The sequence below is a fragment of the Actinomadura sp. 3N508 genome (assembly GCF_044326375.1).
Classification (GTDB): domain Bacteria; phylum Actinomycetota; class Actinomycetes; order Streptosporangiales; family Streptosporangiaceae; genus Spirillospora.
The window spans coordinates 119,231-135,007 of the sequence record NZ_JBIRAX010000006.1 but is presented as its reverse complement, the minus strand read 5'-3'; the positions used below and the strand labels follow the sequence as shown (position 1 = coordinate 135,007).

The 15,777-nt window shown below is 73.7% G+C and carries 15 protein-coding genes and 1 tRNA gene; 8 read left to right on the top strand and 8 right to left on the bottom strand.

Annotated elements, in window-relative coordinates:
- Positions 1–4: 4 nt before the first annotated feature.
- The 7 genes from ACH34S_RS22380 to ACH34S_RS22350 all read right to left on the bottom strand — a co-directional run bounded on the left by ACH34S_RS22380 (position 5) and on the right by ACH34S_RS22350 (position 7,983).
- Positions 5–1,021 carry a coiled-coil domain-containing protein gene (locus tag ACH34S_RS22380; protein ID WP_395954685.1) on the bottom strand — a complete coding sequence of 339 codons (1,017 nt, stop codon included), beginning with the start codon at positions 1,019–1,021 and terminating at the stop codon, positions 5–7.
- 191 nt (positions 1,022–1,212) lie between these two features.
- Positions 1,213–1,653 carry an HNH endonuclease gene (locus ACH34S_RS22375; RefSeq protein ID WP_395954684.1) on the bottom strand — a complete coding sequence of 147 codons (441 nt, stop codon included), beginning with the start codon at positions 1,651–1,653 and terminating at the stop codon, positions 1,213–1,215.
- Between the two features lie 25 nt (positions 1,654–1,678).
- Positions 1,679–1,749 (bottom strand) — tRNA-Asn (locus tag ACH34S_RS22370).
- Positions 1,750–1,853: 104 nt separating this feature from the next.
- A complete protein-coding gene (locus ACH34S_RS22365) occupies positions 1,854–2,831 on the bottom strand; it encodes a GNAT family N-acetyltransferase (protein WP_395954683.1) in 978 nt (325 codons plus the stop codon).
- A gap of 114 nt (positions 2,832–2,945) precedes the next feature.
- Positions 2,946–3,929, bottom strand: coding sequence for a methylmalonyl Co-A mutase-associated GTPase MeaB (meaB, locus tag ACH34S_RS22360; RefSeq protein ID WP_395954682.1), 984 nt, complete (start codon positions 3,927–3,929; stop codon positions 2,946–2,948).
- On the bottom strand, positions 3,926–6,139 hold the full coding sequence (scpA, locus tag ACH34S_RS22355) for a methylmalonyl-CoA mutase (protein ID WP_395954681.1): 2,214 nt from the start codon (positions 6,137–6,139) through the stop codon (positions 3,926–3,928). The genes meaB and scpA overlap by 4 nt, the downstream gene beginning before the upstream one ends.
- The gene (locus ACH34S_RS22350) at positions 6,136–7,983 is read right to left on the bottom strand and encodes a methylmalonyl-CoA mutase family protein (protein ID WP_395954680.1); all 1,848 of its coding nucleotides are present in this window, start codon (positions 7,981–7,983) and stop codon (positions 6,136–6,138) included. Before ACH34S_RS22350 ends, scpA begins: the two co-directional genes overlap by 4 nt.
- Before the next feature lie 106 nt (positions 7,984–8,089).
- Here ACH34S_RS22350 and ACH34S_RS22345 point away from each other — a divergent pair, with 106 nt between their 5' ends.
- From ACH34S_RS22345 to ACH34S_RS22325, 5 genes are all read left to right on the top strand, one after another.
- Positions 8,090–9,268 (top strand): acyl-CoA dehydrogenase family protein, encoded by a 1,179-nt coding sequence (locus ACH34S_RS22345; RefSeq protein ID WP_395954679.1) that lies wholly within the window; start codon positions 8,090–8,092, stop codon positions 9,266–9,268.
- 129 nt (positions 9,269–9,397) lie between these two features.
- A complete protein-coding gene (locus ACH34S_RS22340) occupies positions 9,398–9,607 on the top strand; it encodes an HGxxPAAW family protein (RefSeq protein WP_395954678.1) in 210 nt (69 codons plus the stop codon).
- 17 nt (positions 9,608–9,624) lie between these two features.
- Positions 9,625–9,804, top strand: a complete 180-nt coding sequence (locus tag ACH34S_RS22335) for a hypothetical protein (RefSeq protein ID WP_395954677.1) — start codon at positions 9,625–9,627, stop codon at positions 9,802–9,804.
- A gap of 140 nt (positions 9,805–9,944) precedes the next feature.
- Entirely contained in the window at positions 9,945–11,033 is a 1,089-nt protein-coding gene (locus ACH34S_RS22330; protein ID WP_395954675.1) for a glutamate--cysteine ligase, read from the top strand.
- A gap of 307 nt (positions 11,034–11,340) precedes the next feature.
- Positions 11,341–12,306, top strand: a complete 966-nt coding sequence (locus ACH34S_RS22325; RefSeq protein ID WP_395954674.1) for an anti-sigma factor RsbA family regulatory protein — start codon at positions 11,341–11,343, stop codon at positions 12,304–12,306.
- 10 nt (positions 12,307–12,316) lie between these two features.
- On the opposite strand, the gene ACH34S_RS22320 is transcribed toward ACH34S_RS22325, so the two are convergent.
- Positions 12,317–13,261, bottom strand: coding sequence for a phosphotransferase (locus ACH34S_RS22320; protein ID WP_395954673.1), 945 nt, complete (start codon positions 13,259–13,261; stop codon positions 12,317–12,319).
- Positions 13,262–13,369: 108 nt separating this feature from the next.
- Between ACH34S_RS22320 and ACH34S_RS22315 the strand changes: the two genes are divergently transcribed.
- The 3 genes from ACH34S_RS22315 (at position 13,370) to ACH34S_RS22305 (ending at position 15,664) form a co-directional block, all read left to right on the top strand.
- Positions 13,370–13,813 (top strand): hypothetical protein, encoded by a 444-nt coding sequence (locus ACH34S_RS22315; RefSeq protein ID WP_395954672.1) that lies wholly within the window; start codon positions 13,370–13,372, stop codon positions 13,811–13,813.
- A 95-nt stretch (positions 13,814–13,908) separates the two neighbouring features.
- On the top strand, positions 13,909–14,541 hold the full coding sequence (locus tag ACH34S_RS22310) for a GNAT family N-acetyltransferase (RefSeq protein ID WP_395954670.1): 633 nt from the start codon (positions 13,909–13,911) through the stop codon (positions 14,539–14,541).
- Between the two features lie 328 nt (positions 14,542–14,869).
- Entirely contained in the window at positions 14,870–15,664 is a 795-nt protein-coding gene (locus ACH34S_RS22305) for an SAM-dependent methyltransferase (RefSeq protein WP_395954668.1), read from the top strand.
- Positions 15,665–15,777: the final 113 nt, after the last annotated feature.

Genomic DNA, 15,777 nt, shown 5'->3' with positions numbered 1-15,777 from the left:
CAGGTCAGAGGACGGACACGTGCACGTGGTCGTAGTGGTTCTGCGTGACGCTGCCGCGGTCCTCCATCTGGCGCCAGCCGCCGCTGCTGCGGAAGTCGTAGATCCGCTGCTTCCAGATGACGTACTTGATCCCGAGCCGGGACGCGTTGTTGATCACGTACTGGGCGACCTGGTCGCCGTGCGCCTGCGCGGACGCGCTCGGCATCTGCCCGCCGGTGCTCTCCATGAAGTCGCAGGCCCGGCCGGAGCCGTGGTCCTGCGGGTCGCCGGGGCGCGAGCACCCGATGGACGGGAACGGTCCGAACCGGCCGTCGATCGCGAGCAGGGCCGTGCGCATCCGCGCGGTCATCGAGTTCCCGGTGATCGGGGACTTGGAGCCGCTCACGCCGTCGGGGCGCCCCGCGGGGGCCTGCGTCCTGGTGACCTCGGGCTTGTACTTGGCCAGCAGCTTCCGGACGCGGGTGCGCTGGCTCTCCAGGTCCTCGATCTCCTTCTTGACCGCGTCGAGCTTCTTGGCGGCCGTCGCCTGCGACTCGGTCGCCTTCGTGTTCAGGACCTGCAGCGTCTGGAGGCGGCGGCCGTTGTTGCGGCTGATGTGCTCGATCACGGCGGCGTCGCGGACGGCGGCGCCCGGGTCGGCCGAGGAGATCATCGGGGCGACGTCGAGCCGTCCGGTCATGTAGGCGGTGGAGGCGAGCCGGGCGATGTCCGCGCGGGCGGCCTCGTACTCCTTGCCGGACGTGGCGGCGTCCGCGGCGGCGCGCTCGGCGGCCTTCTTCGTCTCTTCGAGGGTGACGAGCTCGCCGCGGTACTCCTTCGACAGCTTCGCGGCGCGCTTCTGGAGGTCCGCGTACTTCTTCTTGGTGTCCTGCGGTTCCTGCGGGAGCCCGGCCGCGCTCCCGGACGCCGGCGGCAGCGCCACCGAAAGGCCCGCCGCGAGGGCGAGGGCCGCGAGGCGCCGCCCCGCTCTGCGCCGCCCGCCCGAGCGGGGCGCCGTGCCGAGGGGATCAAGGGCCGCCACAGATCACTCCTAGATAACAAAGCTCAAGATTGGCGGCACGCTACCACAATCACCTAATTAGCCTCAGACGCTTCTAAAAACACACAGAGTAACGCGAACACTACCGGATCACACCTGGCTCATGATTCGGGGGCCGGTCCGCCGCGGTGCGGTGGACCGGCCCCCGTCGCGGCTCACGCCACGGCCTCGGATCAGTGGCCGACGAGCTCGTCCCAGCGCGGGACGCGCGGCTCGGACAGCAGCCGCAGGCCCGCCTCGGCGACCGTCCGGTCGCCCTTGCGGTTGTTGCACCTGCCGCAGGCCAGGACGGTGTTCTCCCACGTGTCGCCGCCGCCGCGCGACTGCGGGTGGACGTGGTCGATGGTGTTGCCGCGCTTGCCGCAGTAGCAGCAGAGACCCCGGTCGCGCAGGTAGACGCCGCGCTTGCTCCACGGCGGGCGCCGTCCGTGCCGCCAGCGCATCGCGACGTACCGGACCAGCCGCAGGACGCGCGGCACCGGGAAACGGCCGAAGGTGCGGCCCTCCTCCGCCTCCTCCACGACCGCCACCTCGCGGACCAGCATCCGGATGGCGTGCCGCAGATCCACCTTCTGCAGTGGCTCGTACGACGCGTTCAGGACGAGCACGTTCACCGGGTCACCTCCCTAGCCCGTGCCGCTCCCCCGCCAGGATTCGAACCTGGATATCCGCATTAACAGTGCGGCGTTCTTCCGTTGAACCACAGGGAAATGTTCCGGCAATTATCCGGCTTCCGGGCATTTCCCGGAAGCCTCCATAAGAGTGCCGATCCACGGGCGGCGGAGGCAACGCATTTTCGCCCCGGCGGGGAGGTTCAGACGGCGGGGAGGGCGTCCACGGGGGCCAGGTATTCCATGGACTCGCGTTCCATGCGGAAGCCGAGTTCCTCGTTGACGGCGAGCATGTGGGCGTTGTCGCCGGCGTTGTCGGTCTCGATCTCGCGGACCTCGGGGCGGGCCTCGGCCAGCCAGTCGAGCATCGCCGCCTTCACCCAGATGCCGATCCGCCTGCCGCGGTGCTCGGGCACGACGGCGGTGTCGTACTGGGCGGCGCGGCGGCCGTCGCCGTGCGGGACGACGACCTCGGTGAACCCGGCGACGGCGTCGCCCGACAGCGCGGCGACGGTATAGAGGTCGTCGCCGCGCTTGGCGACGACCTCCTCGGTCTCGCGGACGCGGTGGGCGTCCCAGGGCGTGCCGTCGACCTCGGCGAAGTCGGCCATGGCGTGCTTGGCGCGGGCGAGGGCGGTGGCGTGCTCGTCGGGCACGACGCCGTGCCAGCGGACGAGCCGGTACCCGGCGGGCGCGGCGGCCAGGAGCCGCGCCACCCGCTGGGGCGGGACGTCGTCGAGCCGCAGCAGCATCCCGCGCAGCGTCAGGACGCACTCGAACCCGTACGACTCCAGGAACGGGGCGGCGGGGGTGTCGGCGAAGACCTGCGCGATCACGCTGGTGCGGCCGTCGGCGCGCAGCCCTTCCGCGGCCGCGGCGAGCAGCCGCCCGCCGAGCCCGCGGCGGCGCAGCGGCGGCCGGACCTGGATGTCGATCTCGGCGGGACGCCGCGCGCCGGGCTCGCCGGGCAGCCGGACCGCGGCCACCCCGGCCAGCCGGTCGCCGTCGGCCACCGCCCACAGCCGCCGCCGCGATCCCGGCTCGGGATCGAGCAGTCGCGCGGTCTGCTCCGGGTCGGGCGCCGGGCCCCCGGCGGGGTCGGCGGCGTGGACGGCGCTGAGCACCTCGTGCCACTCCCGGATCTGCGCCTCCGTCGGATCATCGAGCGCGATGACGTCCATCCGACTGTTGTACCTGATCGGCGTGCCGCGCGACCGGCGGCCCGGGGCAACGCGGGGGTTTCGGACGCCGCGAACGCGGGTCAGCGGCCCGCCGGGAACGCGGGCCGGCGGGGGTCAGCGGCCCCGCGAGAACGCTTCCATGATCCGTTCGGCGGCCAGCGCTGGGGTGAGGGAGCCGTCCGCGACCTCTTCCTCCAGCCGGGGCGCGAGCCTGCGGACCTCGGGATCGGCGTGCAGCTCGCCGAGGAGCCGCTCGCGGACCATCGCCCACGTCCAGCCGACCTGCTGGCGGCGGCGCCTGGCCTCCAGCTCGCCGGACTCGCGGAGCCGGTCGTGGTGCTCGGCGAGCCTGCTCCACACCGCGTCCAGCCCGGTGCCCTCCTTGGCGCTGCAGGTCAGGACGGGCGTGTCCCGGACGCGTTCGTCGCTGCGCAGCATCCGGAGGGCGCCGGCGAGCTCGCGGGCGGCGCGCTTGGCCTCCAGCTGGTGCTCGCCGTCGGCCTTGTTGACGGCGATGACGTCGGCCAGCTCCAGGACGCCCTTCTTGATGCCCTGGAGCTGGTCGCCGGTGCGGGCGAGGGTGAGGAACAGGAACGTGTCGACCATCTCCGCGACGGTCGTCTCGGACTGGCCGACGCCGACCGTCTCGACGAGGACGACGTCGTACCCGGCGGCCTCCATGACGACCATCGCCTCGCGGGTGGCCTTGGCGACGCCGCCGAGCGTCCCGGCCGTGGGCGAGGGGCGGATGAAGGCGTCCGGGTCGGCGGCGAGGCGCTGCATGCGGGTCTTGTCGCCGAGGATGCTGCCGCCCGTCCGGGTCGAGGACGGGTCGACGGCGAGCACGGCGACCTTGTGCCCGTCGCCGGTGAGGCGGGTGCCGAGCGCGTCGATGAACGTGGACTTGCCGACGCCGGGCACGCCGGTGATCCCGATGCGGCGGGCGCCGCCGGTGTGCGGGGTCAGCTCGACCAGCAGCTTCTGCGCCAGCTCCCGGTGGTCGGGACGGGTCGACTCGACGAGCGTGATCGCCCGGGCGATCCAGGCCCGCGACCCGTCCCGCACCCCGGCCGCGTAGTCGTCCAGGCCCGCGGTCATTGCTCTCTGTGGCCGAGGCGGGCGGTCAGGTCGGCCAGCAGGCCGGCCGCCGCGTCCGCGAGGACGGTGCCGGGCCCGAAGATCGCGGCGGCGCCGGCGGCGCGCAGCTCGTCGAAGTCTCCGGGCGGGATGACCCCGCCGACGACGATCATGATGTCGGCGCGGCCCAGCTCGGCCAGCTCGGCGCGCAGCGCGGGCACCAGCGTGAGGTGCCCGGCGGCGAGCGAGTTGACGCCGACGATGTGCACGTCGGCCTCGACGGCCTGCCGCGCGACCTCCGCCGGGGTCTGGAACAGCGGGCCGACGTCGACGTCGAAGCCGAGGTCGGCGAAGCCGGTCGCGATGACCTTCTGGCCGCGGTCGTGGCCGTCCTGGCCCATCTTGGCGACGAGGATGCGGGGGCGGCGGCCCTCGGCGGCCTCGAACGCGGCGGCCGCCGCACGCGCCTTCTCGATCGCGGTCACCTCTCCCGCCTCTTCCCGGTACACACCGGAGATGGTACGGATCTGCGCGGCGTGCCGCCCGTACGCCTTCTCCAGCGCGTCCGAGATCTCCCCGACGGTGGCCTTGGCGCGGGCCGCGTCGATGGCGAGGAAAAGAAGATTCTGCTGTGCGCCCGGCTCGCGGGTTCCGTTCTCGGCGGCCTCGGCGGCGCGGGTCAGGGCGTCCAGCGCGGACCGCGTCGCGTTCTCGTCGCGCTCCTCCCGCAGCCGCCGCAGCTTGTCGATCTGCTGCGCGCGGACGGACGCGTTGTCGACCTTGAGGACGTCGATCTCCTCGTCGGCGTCCGGGCGGTACTTGTTGACGCCGATGACGGGCTGCCGCCCGGAGTCGATGCGGGCCTGCGTGCGGGCGGCGGCCTCCTCGATGCGCAGCTTCGGCAGGCCCTCGTCGATCGCCTTCGCCATGCCCCCGGCCTGTTCGACCTCGGTGATGTGGCCCCAGGCGCGGCGGGCGAGGTCGTAGGTGAGGCGCTCGACGTAGGCGCTGCCGCCCCACGGGTCGATGGTGCGGGTCGTCCCGGACTCCTGCTGCAGAACGAGCTGGGTGTTCCGGGCGATCCGGGCCGAGAAGTCGGTCGGCAGGGCGAGGGCCTCGTCCAGCGCGTTGGTGTGCAGCGACTGGGTGTGCCCCTGCGTGGCGGCCATGGCCTCGATGCAGGTGCGGGCGACGTTGTTGTAGACGTCCTGCGCGGTGAGCGACCAGCCGGACGTCTGCGAGTGCGTCCGCAGCGACAGCGATTTGGGGTTCTTCGGGTCGAACCCCTTCACGAGCCTCGCCCAGAGCAGGCGGGCGGCGCGGAGCTTGGCGACCTCCATGAAGAAGTTCATCCCGATCGCCCAGAAGAACGACAGGCGGGGCGCGAACGCGTCGATGTCGAGGCCCGCCTCGCGCCCGGCGCGGATGTACTCCACGCCGTCGGCGAGGGTGTAGGCGAGCTCCAGGTCGGCCGTCGCCCCGGCCTCCTGGATGTGGTAGCCGGAGATCGAGATGGAGTTGTACTTCGGCATCCGCTGCGAGGTGAACGCGAAGATGTCGGAGATGATCCGCATCGACGGCTGCGGCGGGTAGATGTAGGTGTTGCGGACCATGAACTCCTTGAGGATGTCGTTCTGGATCGTCCCCGCGAGGGCCTCGGGCTTCACGCCCTGCTCCTCGGCCGCGGCGATGTAGAGCGCCAGGACGGGCAGGACGGCGCCGTTCATGGTCATCGACACGCTCATCTTGTCCAGCGGGATGCCGTCGAAGAGCTGCCGCATGTCGTAGATGGAGTCGATCGCGACGCCGGCCATGCCGACGTCGCCGGAGACGCGCGGGTGGTCGGAGTCGTATCCGCGGTGCGTGGCCAGGTCGAACGCGACCGACAGGCCCTTCTGCCCGGCCGCGAGGTTGCGGCGGTAGAACGCGTTGGACTCCTGCGCGGTGGAGAACCCGGCGTACTGCCGGATCGTCCACGGCTGCGTCGCGTACATCGCCGGGTACGGGCCGCGCAGGAACGGCGCGATGCCCGGGTAGGTGTCGAGGAAGTCGACCCCGGCCAGGTCGTCACCGGTGTAGAGCGGCTTGACGCCGATGCCCTCGGGGGTCTCCCAGGTCTGGGCCTCGGGGTCGCGGCCCGTGGAGTCGGTGACGGCGGCGCGCCACCGCTTGGCGGCCTGGTCCGCGGGGGGCGCCGCGCCGAGCTCGATGTCGCTGAAGTCGGGGATCATTCGTTCACTCCCAGATCACGGAGGGCCGTCTCCAGCACCGCGATCGCGTCGCATCCCGCGTACACGCCGGCGTCCACGCCCTCATAGGTTCCCTTACCCGCCAGCCAGACCTTGATTGCGCCCGCTCGGCGAAGAACCCGCGCCGCCTCCGCGGCCCGCTCCTCGTACACCGTGTCGCTGGAGCAGAGGCAGGCGACGGCCGTCCCGGACGCCGCGAACTCCTCGGGCGGGCCGGTGACCGTCTCGATCCCGCCCGCCTGGAACAGGTTCGCGGCGAACGACGCCCGCGCCGTGTGGACGGCGATCGGCCCGAGCGTGGCGAGGAACACCCGGGGACGCGCGCCGGCCGCCTCGGCGTGCGCGTCGGAGCGGTCGCGGAGCGCCTCGAAGTCCTGCGCGTACGTGACGACGGGGAGCCGGGCGCGGGACGTGAAGTGCGAGTGGGCGCCGGGTCCTTCCGGGGCGGCCTCCCGCTCGGGGAGGGTCTCGGCGAGGTTGGGGAACTCGCTGACGCCGGTGAGGGGCGCCTTGCGGCGCGCGATGTCCTTGCGGCGCCGCGCCCAGGTCGCGGCGACCCGGTCGGCGACCAGGCCCGATTCGAGGGCGGCGGCGAGCCCGCCGGCCCTCTCGATCTCGGTGAACCAGTCCCAGGCGGCGTTGGCCAGGCCCTCGGTGAGGCTCTCGACGTACCAGGACCCGCCGGCCGGGTCGACGACGCGCGCGAGGCTCGACTCCTCCAGCAGCAGGGTCTGGGTGTTGCGGGCGACGCGGCGGGCGAAGCCGTCGGGGAGGCCGAGGCGGGCGTCGAACGGCTGGACGGTGACCGCGTCCGCGCCGCCGGTCCCGGCCGCGAACGCGGCGAGGGTGGTGCGGAGCATGTTCACCCACGGGTCGCGGCGCGTCATCATCGCCGACGACGTCACCGCGTGGATCCGCGCGGACGTCCCGTCGGCGGCCCCGCTGACCTCGGCGACCCGCGCCCACAGCCGACGGGCGGCGCGGAGCTTGGCGATCGAGGCGAACTGGTCTGCGTTGACGGCTAGGCGGAACTCGATCTGCCCGAACGCCTCGTCCACGCTCAGCCCGGCGCCGGTGAGGGCGCGCAGGTAGGCGACTCCCGCGGCGACCGCCGCGCCCAGCTCCTCGGCGTCGGAGCCGCCCGCGTCGTGGAACGGGGTCCCGTCGGCGACGACGGCGCGCAGCTTCGGGAACTCGCGGGCGCACCGGACGGCCAGCGCGGCGGCCTCATCCAGCGAGCCGGGCGTCCCGGTGCGGGCGGCGAGCCCGAGGGGGTCGGCGCCGAGGGTGCCGGACGCGTCCGCCGCGTTCCCGCGCTCGGCGACGAGGGAGAGGAACGCGTCCGCGGCCTGCGCCGTCTGCGTTCCCGCTTCGAGCGCGACGGGCGCGAGGTCCAGCATGACGCCCCGAAGCGTCTCCGCAAGGGCTCCGACCGGGGGCCCCGCGTCGCCCAGCCGCAGCCAGATGGACGTGGCCCCGTTCTCCAGGTCGGCGAGGATCGCCTCGCGGGTGACCGCGGGGTCGGGATGCGCGTGGAGCTGCCGCACGTCCCAGCCCGCGATGCCCTCACCGTCCGGCCGCACCTCACGGACGTACGGGGCCAGCCCGGGCCGTCCCGGCGGCGCGTCGTCGCGGGTGTAGAGCGCGGCGATCGGCACCCCGTCGTAGGACTCCCGGGTGAGCAGATCCTCGATCGCGTCGAGCGGGATGTCCTCCGCCGCCGCGCCGGACCTGCGCAGCACCCCCTTGACCATCTCCCGCCACCGGTCGCGGTCCACCGGGGAGAAGGCGGCAGCCAGTTCGATTTCGTCAGGCGGCACCGTCATGTCCCGGATCGTAGGCGAGCCCTCATATGCCGCTCTAAAGCGGGTCCCGCCCGCCGGGCGGGGCGCGTCCCCGGTTAGCGCCGCGGCGCCCGGGAAAGAGCAGGCCATGACCCTGGATGCGCTCCCCGGCGACCTGTACCACATGCAAGAGCTCCTCGACGAGCGCGAGAAGGAGATCGTCGGGCGGGTGCGGGACTTCCTGGAGTCGAAGGTCGCGCCGATCGCGAACGACTGCTGGGCACGGGCCGAGTTCCCGTTCGACCTGATCCCGCAGTACGGCGAGCTCGGCATCGCCGGGCTCGCCCACGACGAGTGCCCGGGCGAGAAGCCGAGCAGCCTGCTCACCGGGTTCCTGGCGATGGACATGGCGCGGGTGGACCCGTCCATGGCCACGTTCTTCGGCGTCCACACGGGCCTGGCGATGGGCAGCATCGGCCGGTGCGGCTCGCCCGAGCAGCGCGAGCGCTGGCTGCCCGCGATGGGGCGGATGGAGAAGATCGGCGCGTTCGCGCTCACCGAGCCGGAGGGCGGGTCGGACGTCGCGCTCGGCCTGCGCACCACCGCCCGCCGCGACGGCGGCCACTGGGTCCTGAACGGCGCCAAACGCTGGATCGGGAACGCGACGTTCGCCGACCACACCGTCGTCTGGGCCAGGGACGAGGCCGACGACCAGGTGAAGGGGTTCGTCGTCGCGAAGGGCACGCCGGGGTTCACCGCCACCCGCATCGAGAACAAGATCGCCCTGCGGACGGTGCAGAACGCCGACATCACGCTCACGGACTGCCGCGTCCCGGAGGCCGACCGGCTCGCCGGGGCGAACACGTTCAAGGACACCGCCGCCATCCTGCGCCGGACGCGCAGCGGCGTCGCCTGGCAGGCCGTCGGGGTCATGCTCGCCGCCTACGAGATCGCCCGCGACTACGCGGTCGAGCGCGAGCAGTTCGGGCGGCCGATCGCCCGGTTCCAGCTCGTCCAGGACCTGCTGGTCAGGATGCTCGGGAACGCGACCGCCTCGCTCGGCATGGTGGTGCGGCTGGCCCAGCTCCAGGACGACGGCCTGTACCGCGACGAGCACTCGGCGCTGGCCAAGGCGTACTGCACCACCCGGATGCGCGAGGTGGTGGGCTGGGCGCGGGAGCTGATGGCGGGCAACGGGATCGTCCTGGACTACGACATCGGGCGGTTCGTCGCCGACGCCGAGGCCCTCTACTCCTACGAGGGCACCCGGGAGATCAACACGCTGATCGTCGGGCGCGCCGCGACGGGCCAGAGCGCGTTCGTCTGATCTCGTGTTCGTCTGATCCAGCGCCCGTTCGAGCCATGCGCGTTCGCCTGACCCCGGAAGGCCCTGTGGCTAGGGGCGTTGCTAGAGTTCGGCGTCAAAGCCCCAACGGAATCCCTGCAGAGGAAACGCATGTCGACTGGCAGCCACGCCGGGCGCCCGAAGTCCTGGGTCGCGGTGACCATCATCTTCGTCGGTTTCATCGTCGGCGGCGTGGGCCTCGTCATGGGACCCGACTGGATCGTGTTCGGCGCGGGCGCCGCGCTGACCGTGCTCGGCGGGATCGTCGCGCTCGCCGTCGACATCATGACCGACGTCGTCGTCGACGAGCCCCGGCACTGACGGGCCCAGGACCGACGATGTTCGGCCGCCCTCCGATCGAGGAGCGGATCGCCGCCCGGCAGCGCGAGCGCGGGCCGCTGAAGCCGGGGAAGGTCTTCCCGCACGCGCCCGCCAAGATGCTGTTCTTCGTCAGCATCGGCATCGTCGTGGTCACCCACTTCATCGCGCTGTCGCTGTACTTCTTCGACATCACCTGACGGCCGGCGGCCCGCGGCGCGGATCAAAACCGGTCACGGGGGAAGGTTTCGGGCCGTCCGGCAGATGCGAACGTGGCGGGGGCCACGTACGGTCGAGGTGAAGCAGCCTCCTGCGTCGCTCCCGAGCCCGAGGTGGTGGGATGCCGCTGCGATTCGGAATCGAGGAAGAGTACTTCGTCGTCGATCCCGTCTCCCGTGAGGTCGTCCCGCGGGCCGCCGCCGTCGTGCGGCGGGCGTCGGCGGCGCTCGGCGAGCGCGCCTCCACCGAGCTGGTCGACTTCCTCGCCGAGGCCAAGACGGCCCCCTGCGACGACCTCGGCAAGCTCGGCGAGCAGGTCCGCGCGATGCGGGCGGCGATGGCGGCCGCGGCGGCGGCCGAGGGCGTCCGGCTCGCCGCGACCGGGACGCCGGTGCTCGGCGAGCTGATCCCCGCCCCGATCAGCGCGGGCGCCCGGTACGCCGAGAGCCGCGCCACCTACCGGGGCCTGGACGACGAGCAGTGCATCTGCTCCTGCCACGTCCACGTCGAGATGCCCGACCGGGAGCGCGCGATCCAGATCAGCAACCATCTGCGGCCGTGGCTGCCGACGCTGCTGGCGCTGGCGGCGAACTCGCCGTACTGGGCCGGGCGCGACACCGGCCACGACTGCTGGCGGGTGATGACGTGGGCGCGGTGGCCGGTCGCGGGCCCGCCGCCGTACTTCGAGTCGTGCGCCCACTACGAGGACGTCGTCGCGACGCTGCTCGGCTGCGGCGCGCTGATGGACACCGGCACGATCTTCTGGGACGTGCGGCTGTCGGCGCGGCTGCCGACCCTGGAGATCCGGCTCGGCGACGTCGCCCCGACCGCCGCCGACGCGACCGTGTTCGCGGCGCTGATCCGGGCGCTGGTGCAGGCGGCGTCCGCCGCGGTCGACGCGGGCGAGCGGGCGCCCGACCCGCCGCAGGAGCTGCTGCGCGCCGCGTACTGGCTGGCCGCGCGGGACGGGCTCGCCGGGAAGGGGATGGACGTGCGCACGGGCCGTCCCGCCGGGTTCCGGGAACTGGCCGGCGATCTGCTGGCGCACGTCCTGCCCGCGCTGCGCGACGCAGGCGATCTCACGGTCGTCACCCGCGGTGTCCACCGGCTGCTGACCGGCGGGACGGGCGCGGAGCGGCAGCGCGGCGCCTACCGGCGGCGCGGCCGACTGACCGACGTGGTGGACGCCGCGATCCTGCGCGACCGCTGAGCCTGGTGAGCCCGGTGAATCGATCGGGGCCGGTGGGGCCAGATGAGGCCCGCGGGGCGCGGTTCGACGGCGCCGGAAAGCGCTTTCGGCTATCGAAAACGCGACTTTACGGACTTCGCCGTTTTTCGAAGGGCAACGGCGGGTAATCGTCGGAGTGACCAAGGCTCGGCCGAAGCGGCCGCCCGACCCCGGGGGACGCGGCGCACAGGTCGTCTCGCACGAGCCGCTCCCGACCGCGTAATCTCGACCTGATGCACGTGCATGAGCCACCCGCTCCACCTTCCGCCCCGAACGGAGTGACCGCGCGATGAGTCCCAGGCCCGGGGGGCCGGGCACATCGACGCGCGGCGCGTTCGTCCACGCGGGCTTCTTCCACCCGGCCCTCTTCTACCGCGACGAGGGGGAATACCTCGCGGGCACGGTGCCGTTCGTCCGCGCCGGCCGCGAGGCGGGCGAACCCGTGGCCGTCGCGGTGCCGGGCGAACGTCTGGCCACGCTGCGTGACGCGCTGGGCCGGACCGCCGACGAGGTGTCGTGGCTGGACATGTCCGAGGCGGGGCGCAATCCGGGCCGCATCATCCCGGGCGTGCTGCGCGACTTCGCCGACCGGCACGCGGGCGGCGGGCGGGTGCGGATCATCGGCGAGCCGATCTGGCCCGGCCGCTCCGCCACCGAGTACCCGGCCTGCGCGCAGCACGAGGCGCTGATCAACCTGGCGTTCGCGGGGCGCGGCGTGTCGATCCTGTGCCCCTACGACGTCAGCGGCCTGGACGAGGTCGTCATCGCCGACGCCCGCGCCACCCATCCCGTGCTGATCGACCGGCACGGCGAGCACGTGAGCGGCGACTACGCGCCCCACCGCGTCATCAGCGCCTACAACCGGCCGCTGCCGGAGCCGCCCGGCGCGGTCGCGATGAGCTTCGACCTCGACGCGCTGCCCCTGGTCCGGGAGTTCGTCACCCGCTGGGGGGCGCGGCTCGGCCTCGGGCCGCGGGCGGTGGGCGACCTGGAGCTCGCCGCCAACGAGCTGGCCGCCAACTCCTGCCTGCACGGCGGCGGGGCGGGCACGGCGCGGCTGTGGTCGGAGGACGGCCAGGTCGTGTTCGAGGTCCGGGACGCCGGGACGATCACCGACCCGCTGGCCGGGCGGCGGCCCGCCGACATGAGCCCGGACGGCGGCCGCGGCATCCTGATGGTCAACCATCTCGCCGACCTCGTCCGGATGCACACCGGCCCGGACGGCACCACGGTCCGCATCTACATGCGCAACTGACACCGCCCGCCTAAGGGGCGACGGCGCGGCCGATCCCGGCGAGCGACTCGGCGAGCAGCGCCGCGCGCCCGGTCGCGGCCGCGTACTCGGCGAGCGTCGCGCTCAGGTTCAGCGCGAGCGTCCGCGCCGCCGCCTCCCGGCCGGGCGGCACGGGCCCGTACGCCGCCAGGAACGCGGCGCGCGCGGCGCCGCCGAACCCGGCATAGGCGAGGGACAGGTCGACGGCCGAGTCGGCCAGGCACACGTCGCCCCAGTCGATCACCCCGGCGGCGCGGCCGTCCGGGGCGAGCAGCAGGTGCCGGACGTGCAGGTCCCCGTGGACGATCACCGGTTCGCCACCCGGCGCGGGCCACCGGCGGGCTTCGGCGAGGAACGCGTCCACGGCCGGGTCGCGCTCCCACAGGCCGCGCGCGGCGAGCGCGTCCAGGCGGCCGGACGTCCGCGCCGCCCGGACCGCCGGATCGGCCCGCCCCATCGGGTCGAGCGGGAGCCCGTCCCCGGCCGCGGGGACGAGCGCCGGGTCGTGCAGGGCCCGCAGGAACGCCCCGGTCTCGGCGGCGAGGGCGGCCCGCCGGTCCTCGGGCGGGCGGACGTCGGCGAACTCGCGGCCAGGGATCAGCCGCGCGCCCCAGAACGGCCACGGGAAGTCGTCCGACGGCTCGGCGGTGAAGCGCGGCACGGGCACCGGCAGCGGCAGCCGCGGCGCGAGGACGGGCAGTGCCGCCATCTCCCGCTCGATGCCCGGGACCGCGATCGCGCGGCGCGGGAACCGGAAGACCCACTCTCCGCCGACGAGGAAGACGGTGTTGTCCCAGCCGGTGGCGAGCCGCTCCACCGGGGCGCCGCGCAGCTCGCGGAACCTCCGTCCGATCAGCGCGGCGGCCAGGTCCGCGGTGACCTCGCGCTCGGGGGCCCATTCGGGCTCCGGCGGCGATCGGTCCGGTCGGCTGGTCACGCCCGCCAACGCTACCCCGATGCCGAGACTTGACCCCGCCCCAGGTGTAGCGGGCGGAAGGCGGGAATGAACCCTGCGCCCGATCTCTCCCGACATCAATGGGGAACGATGCGTTTTCTGGCTCGCGCCCACCAGATGCCCGCCAGGCTGATCGTGGGGGCGTTCATCGTGAATTCGGGGCTGTCGAAGCTCAAGGGCGGGGACGAGGTGGCCGAGCAGATCCACGGCACGGCGAAGGCCGCCTACCCGTTCCTGGAGTCGCAGGATCCGCGGGAGTTCACCCGCCGGTTCGCCACGGCCGAGGTGGCGCTCGGTGCGGCGCTGATCGTGCCGCTGGTGCCCTCGCTGCTGGCCGGCGCGGCGCTCACCGCGTTCGCGGGCGGGCTGAACGGCCTGTACCTGCGGCTGCCCGGCATGCGGGAGCCCGGCGGGCTGCGTCCCACCGAGCAGGGCACGGCGCTGGCGAAGGACACCTGGCTGCTCGGCATCGGCTCGGGACTCGTCCTGGAGGAGCTCGGCCGGGCCTGCTGCGGACGGCGCGGGCGCGACTGACCGTCCGTCCGGCCGGCCGGTTCGCCCGGCCGGACAGGTTGACGTGGGCGGGCGGGCCCGGTGAGGATTCAGCGCGTCCCTCAGGAGGCCCCGCCATGACCGACCAGTCCGCGCCGTCGCCGCCCGCCGTCCGCGACGCCGCGACGCCCGACGCCGCGGAGATCGCGGCGCTCCTCGGGCGCGCCTTCGACGACGACCCGCTCTGGTCGTGGCTGGTGCCGGACGAGGCGTCCCGGGTGCGGCGGCTGGCCGGGGTGTTCGAGATCATGCTGCGCCGGGTGCACCTTCCGCACGGTGGCACCGAGCTCGCCGGACGGGACGCGCGCACGGAGGCGGCGGCGCTGTGGAACCCGCCCGGGCACTGGCACGTCCCCTTCCGCGTGCAGGCGGCCCAGACGCTGCCGCTGCTGCGGGTCCTCGGCGCGCGGACACCCGTCTCGCTGCGGACGCTCGGCGCGATCGAGAAGCACCATCCCCGGGAGCCGCACTGGTACCTGGCGGTGCTCGGCACCGATCCGCCCGCGCAGGGCAACGGCCTCGGGAGCGCGCTGCTGCGGTCCCGGCTCGACCGCTGCGACGCCGAAGGCATGCCCGCCTACCTGGAGAGCTCGAAAGAGCGCAACCTGCCGTACTACGAGCGGTTCGGGTTCAAGGTGACGCGGGAGCTGGCCCTGCCGGGCAAGGGCGCGCCGTCGATCTGGCTCATGTGGCGGGCGCCCGGCTCCTGAGCGGTCCCGGGCCGGCGGTCCCGACAGGGATTCGGCATCGCCGTTAAGTCCTAGTCATGGCCGGAAGCGGCCATTTGAAGGTCTGGCGGCACGGCGGAGATGTGCGCTCGGCTACCGCCCGCCGACGCCTCGCTTAGCTGATCATCGTCGTCGGCGCCGCTTCGACCCGCGGGACGCGTCCAAACGCGGCTGGCCCGATGCGGCCACGCGGCGGGCGCCTTTCGGGCCGTCCCGCGGCCGTCTCGACCTTCCGGCGACCTTCGCCGCCTACCGTCGAGGGTGAGCCACGCCCCCGCGCTCCTCTTCGTGAAAGCGACAGGTGAAGCGAATGACGACGGTCGGCACAAGGGTGCCGGAGACGCGGCTCGCCCTGCACAGGCCGGGGCCGGCCCGCGTCCAGGACTACCTGTTAGGCGGCAAGGACAACTACGCCGCCGACCGCGAGCTCGCGGTGCGGCTGCTGGAGGTCCTCCCGCAGGCGGCGGACGCGGCCCGCGCGGCCCGCGAGTTCCTCGCCCGCGCGGTGCGGCTGCTCGCGGGACGCGGCGTCCGGCAGTTCCTCGACCTCGGCTGCGGCCTGCCCACTGCCGGCAACCTGCACGAGCTGGCCGCCCGGCACATACCGGGCACCCGCATCGTCTACGTCGACAACGACCCCCTGGTCATCGCGCACGCCCGCGCGCTGATGCTGGACGGCGGCAACATCGCGGCGCTGCGGGCCGACATCCGCGACCCCGGCGCGATCATGGACAGCCCGGAGGTGCGCCGCCTCATCGACCCGGCGGAGCCCGTCGCGCTGGTGTTCTCCTCCGTCCTGCACTTCCTGCCCGGCGCGGCCGATCTCCTCGCCGCGTTCGCGGGCCGGGCCGCGCCCGGCAGCGCCCTGGTCGTCTCGCACTTCACCGCCGACTTCGCGCCGGTCGCGATCACCGAGGCGGCGCGGCTCTACCTGGAGGCGAGCGACATCCCGCTGTTCCCGCGCGGCGCGGTCGAGGTGGCGCGGCTGCTCGGCCCGTTCCGGCCGGTCTCCCCCGGCCTCGTCCCGCTGACCGCCGGGCCGCTCGGCGGGACATTCCGGCCCGGCCATGAACCGATCATGTACGGGGCCGTAGGTCTGCGCTGACCCCGGCCGGGCTGTGGAGTTGGTCACACCCGGGCCCGGCGCGGCCCGCCGTCCGCGGACCGCCACGGCGCCGCTCACGCCGGTGTTCGCGGGCCTCCGCGGCCATCACCCTG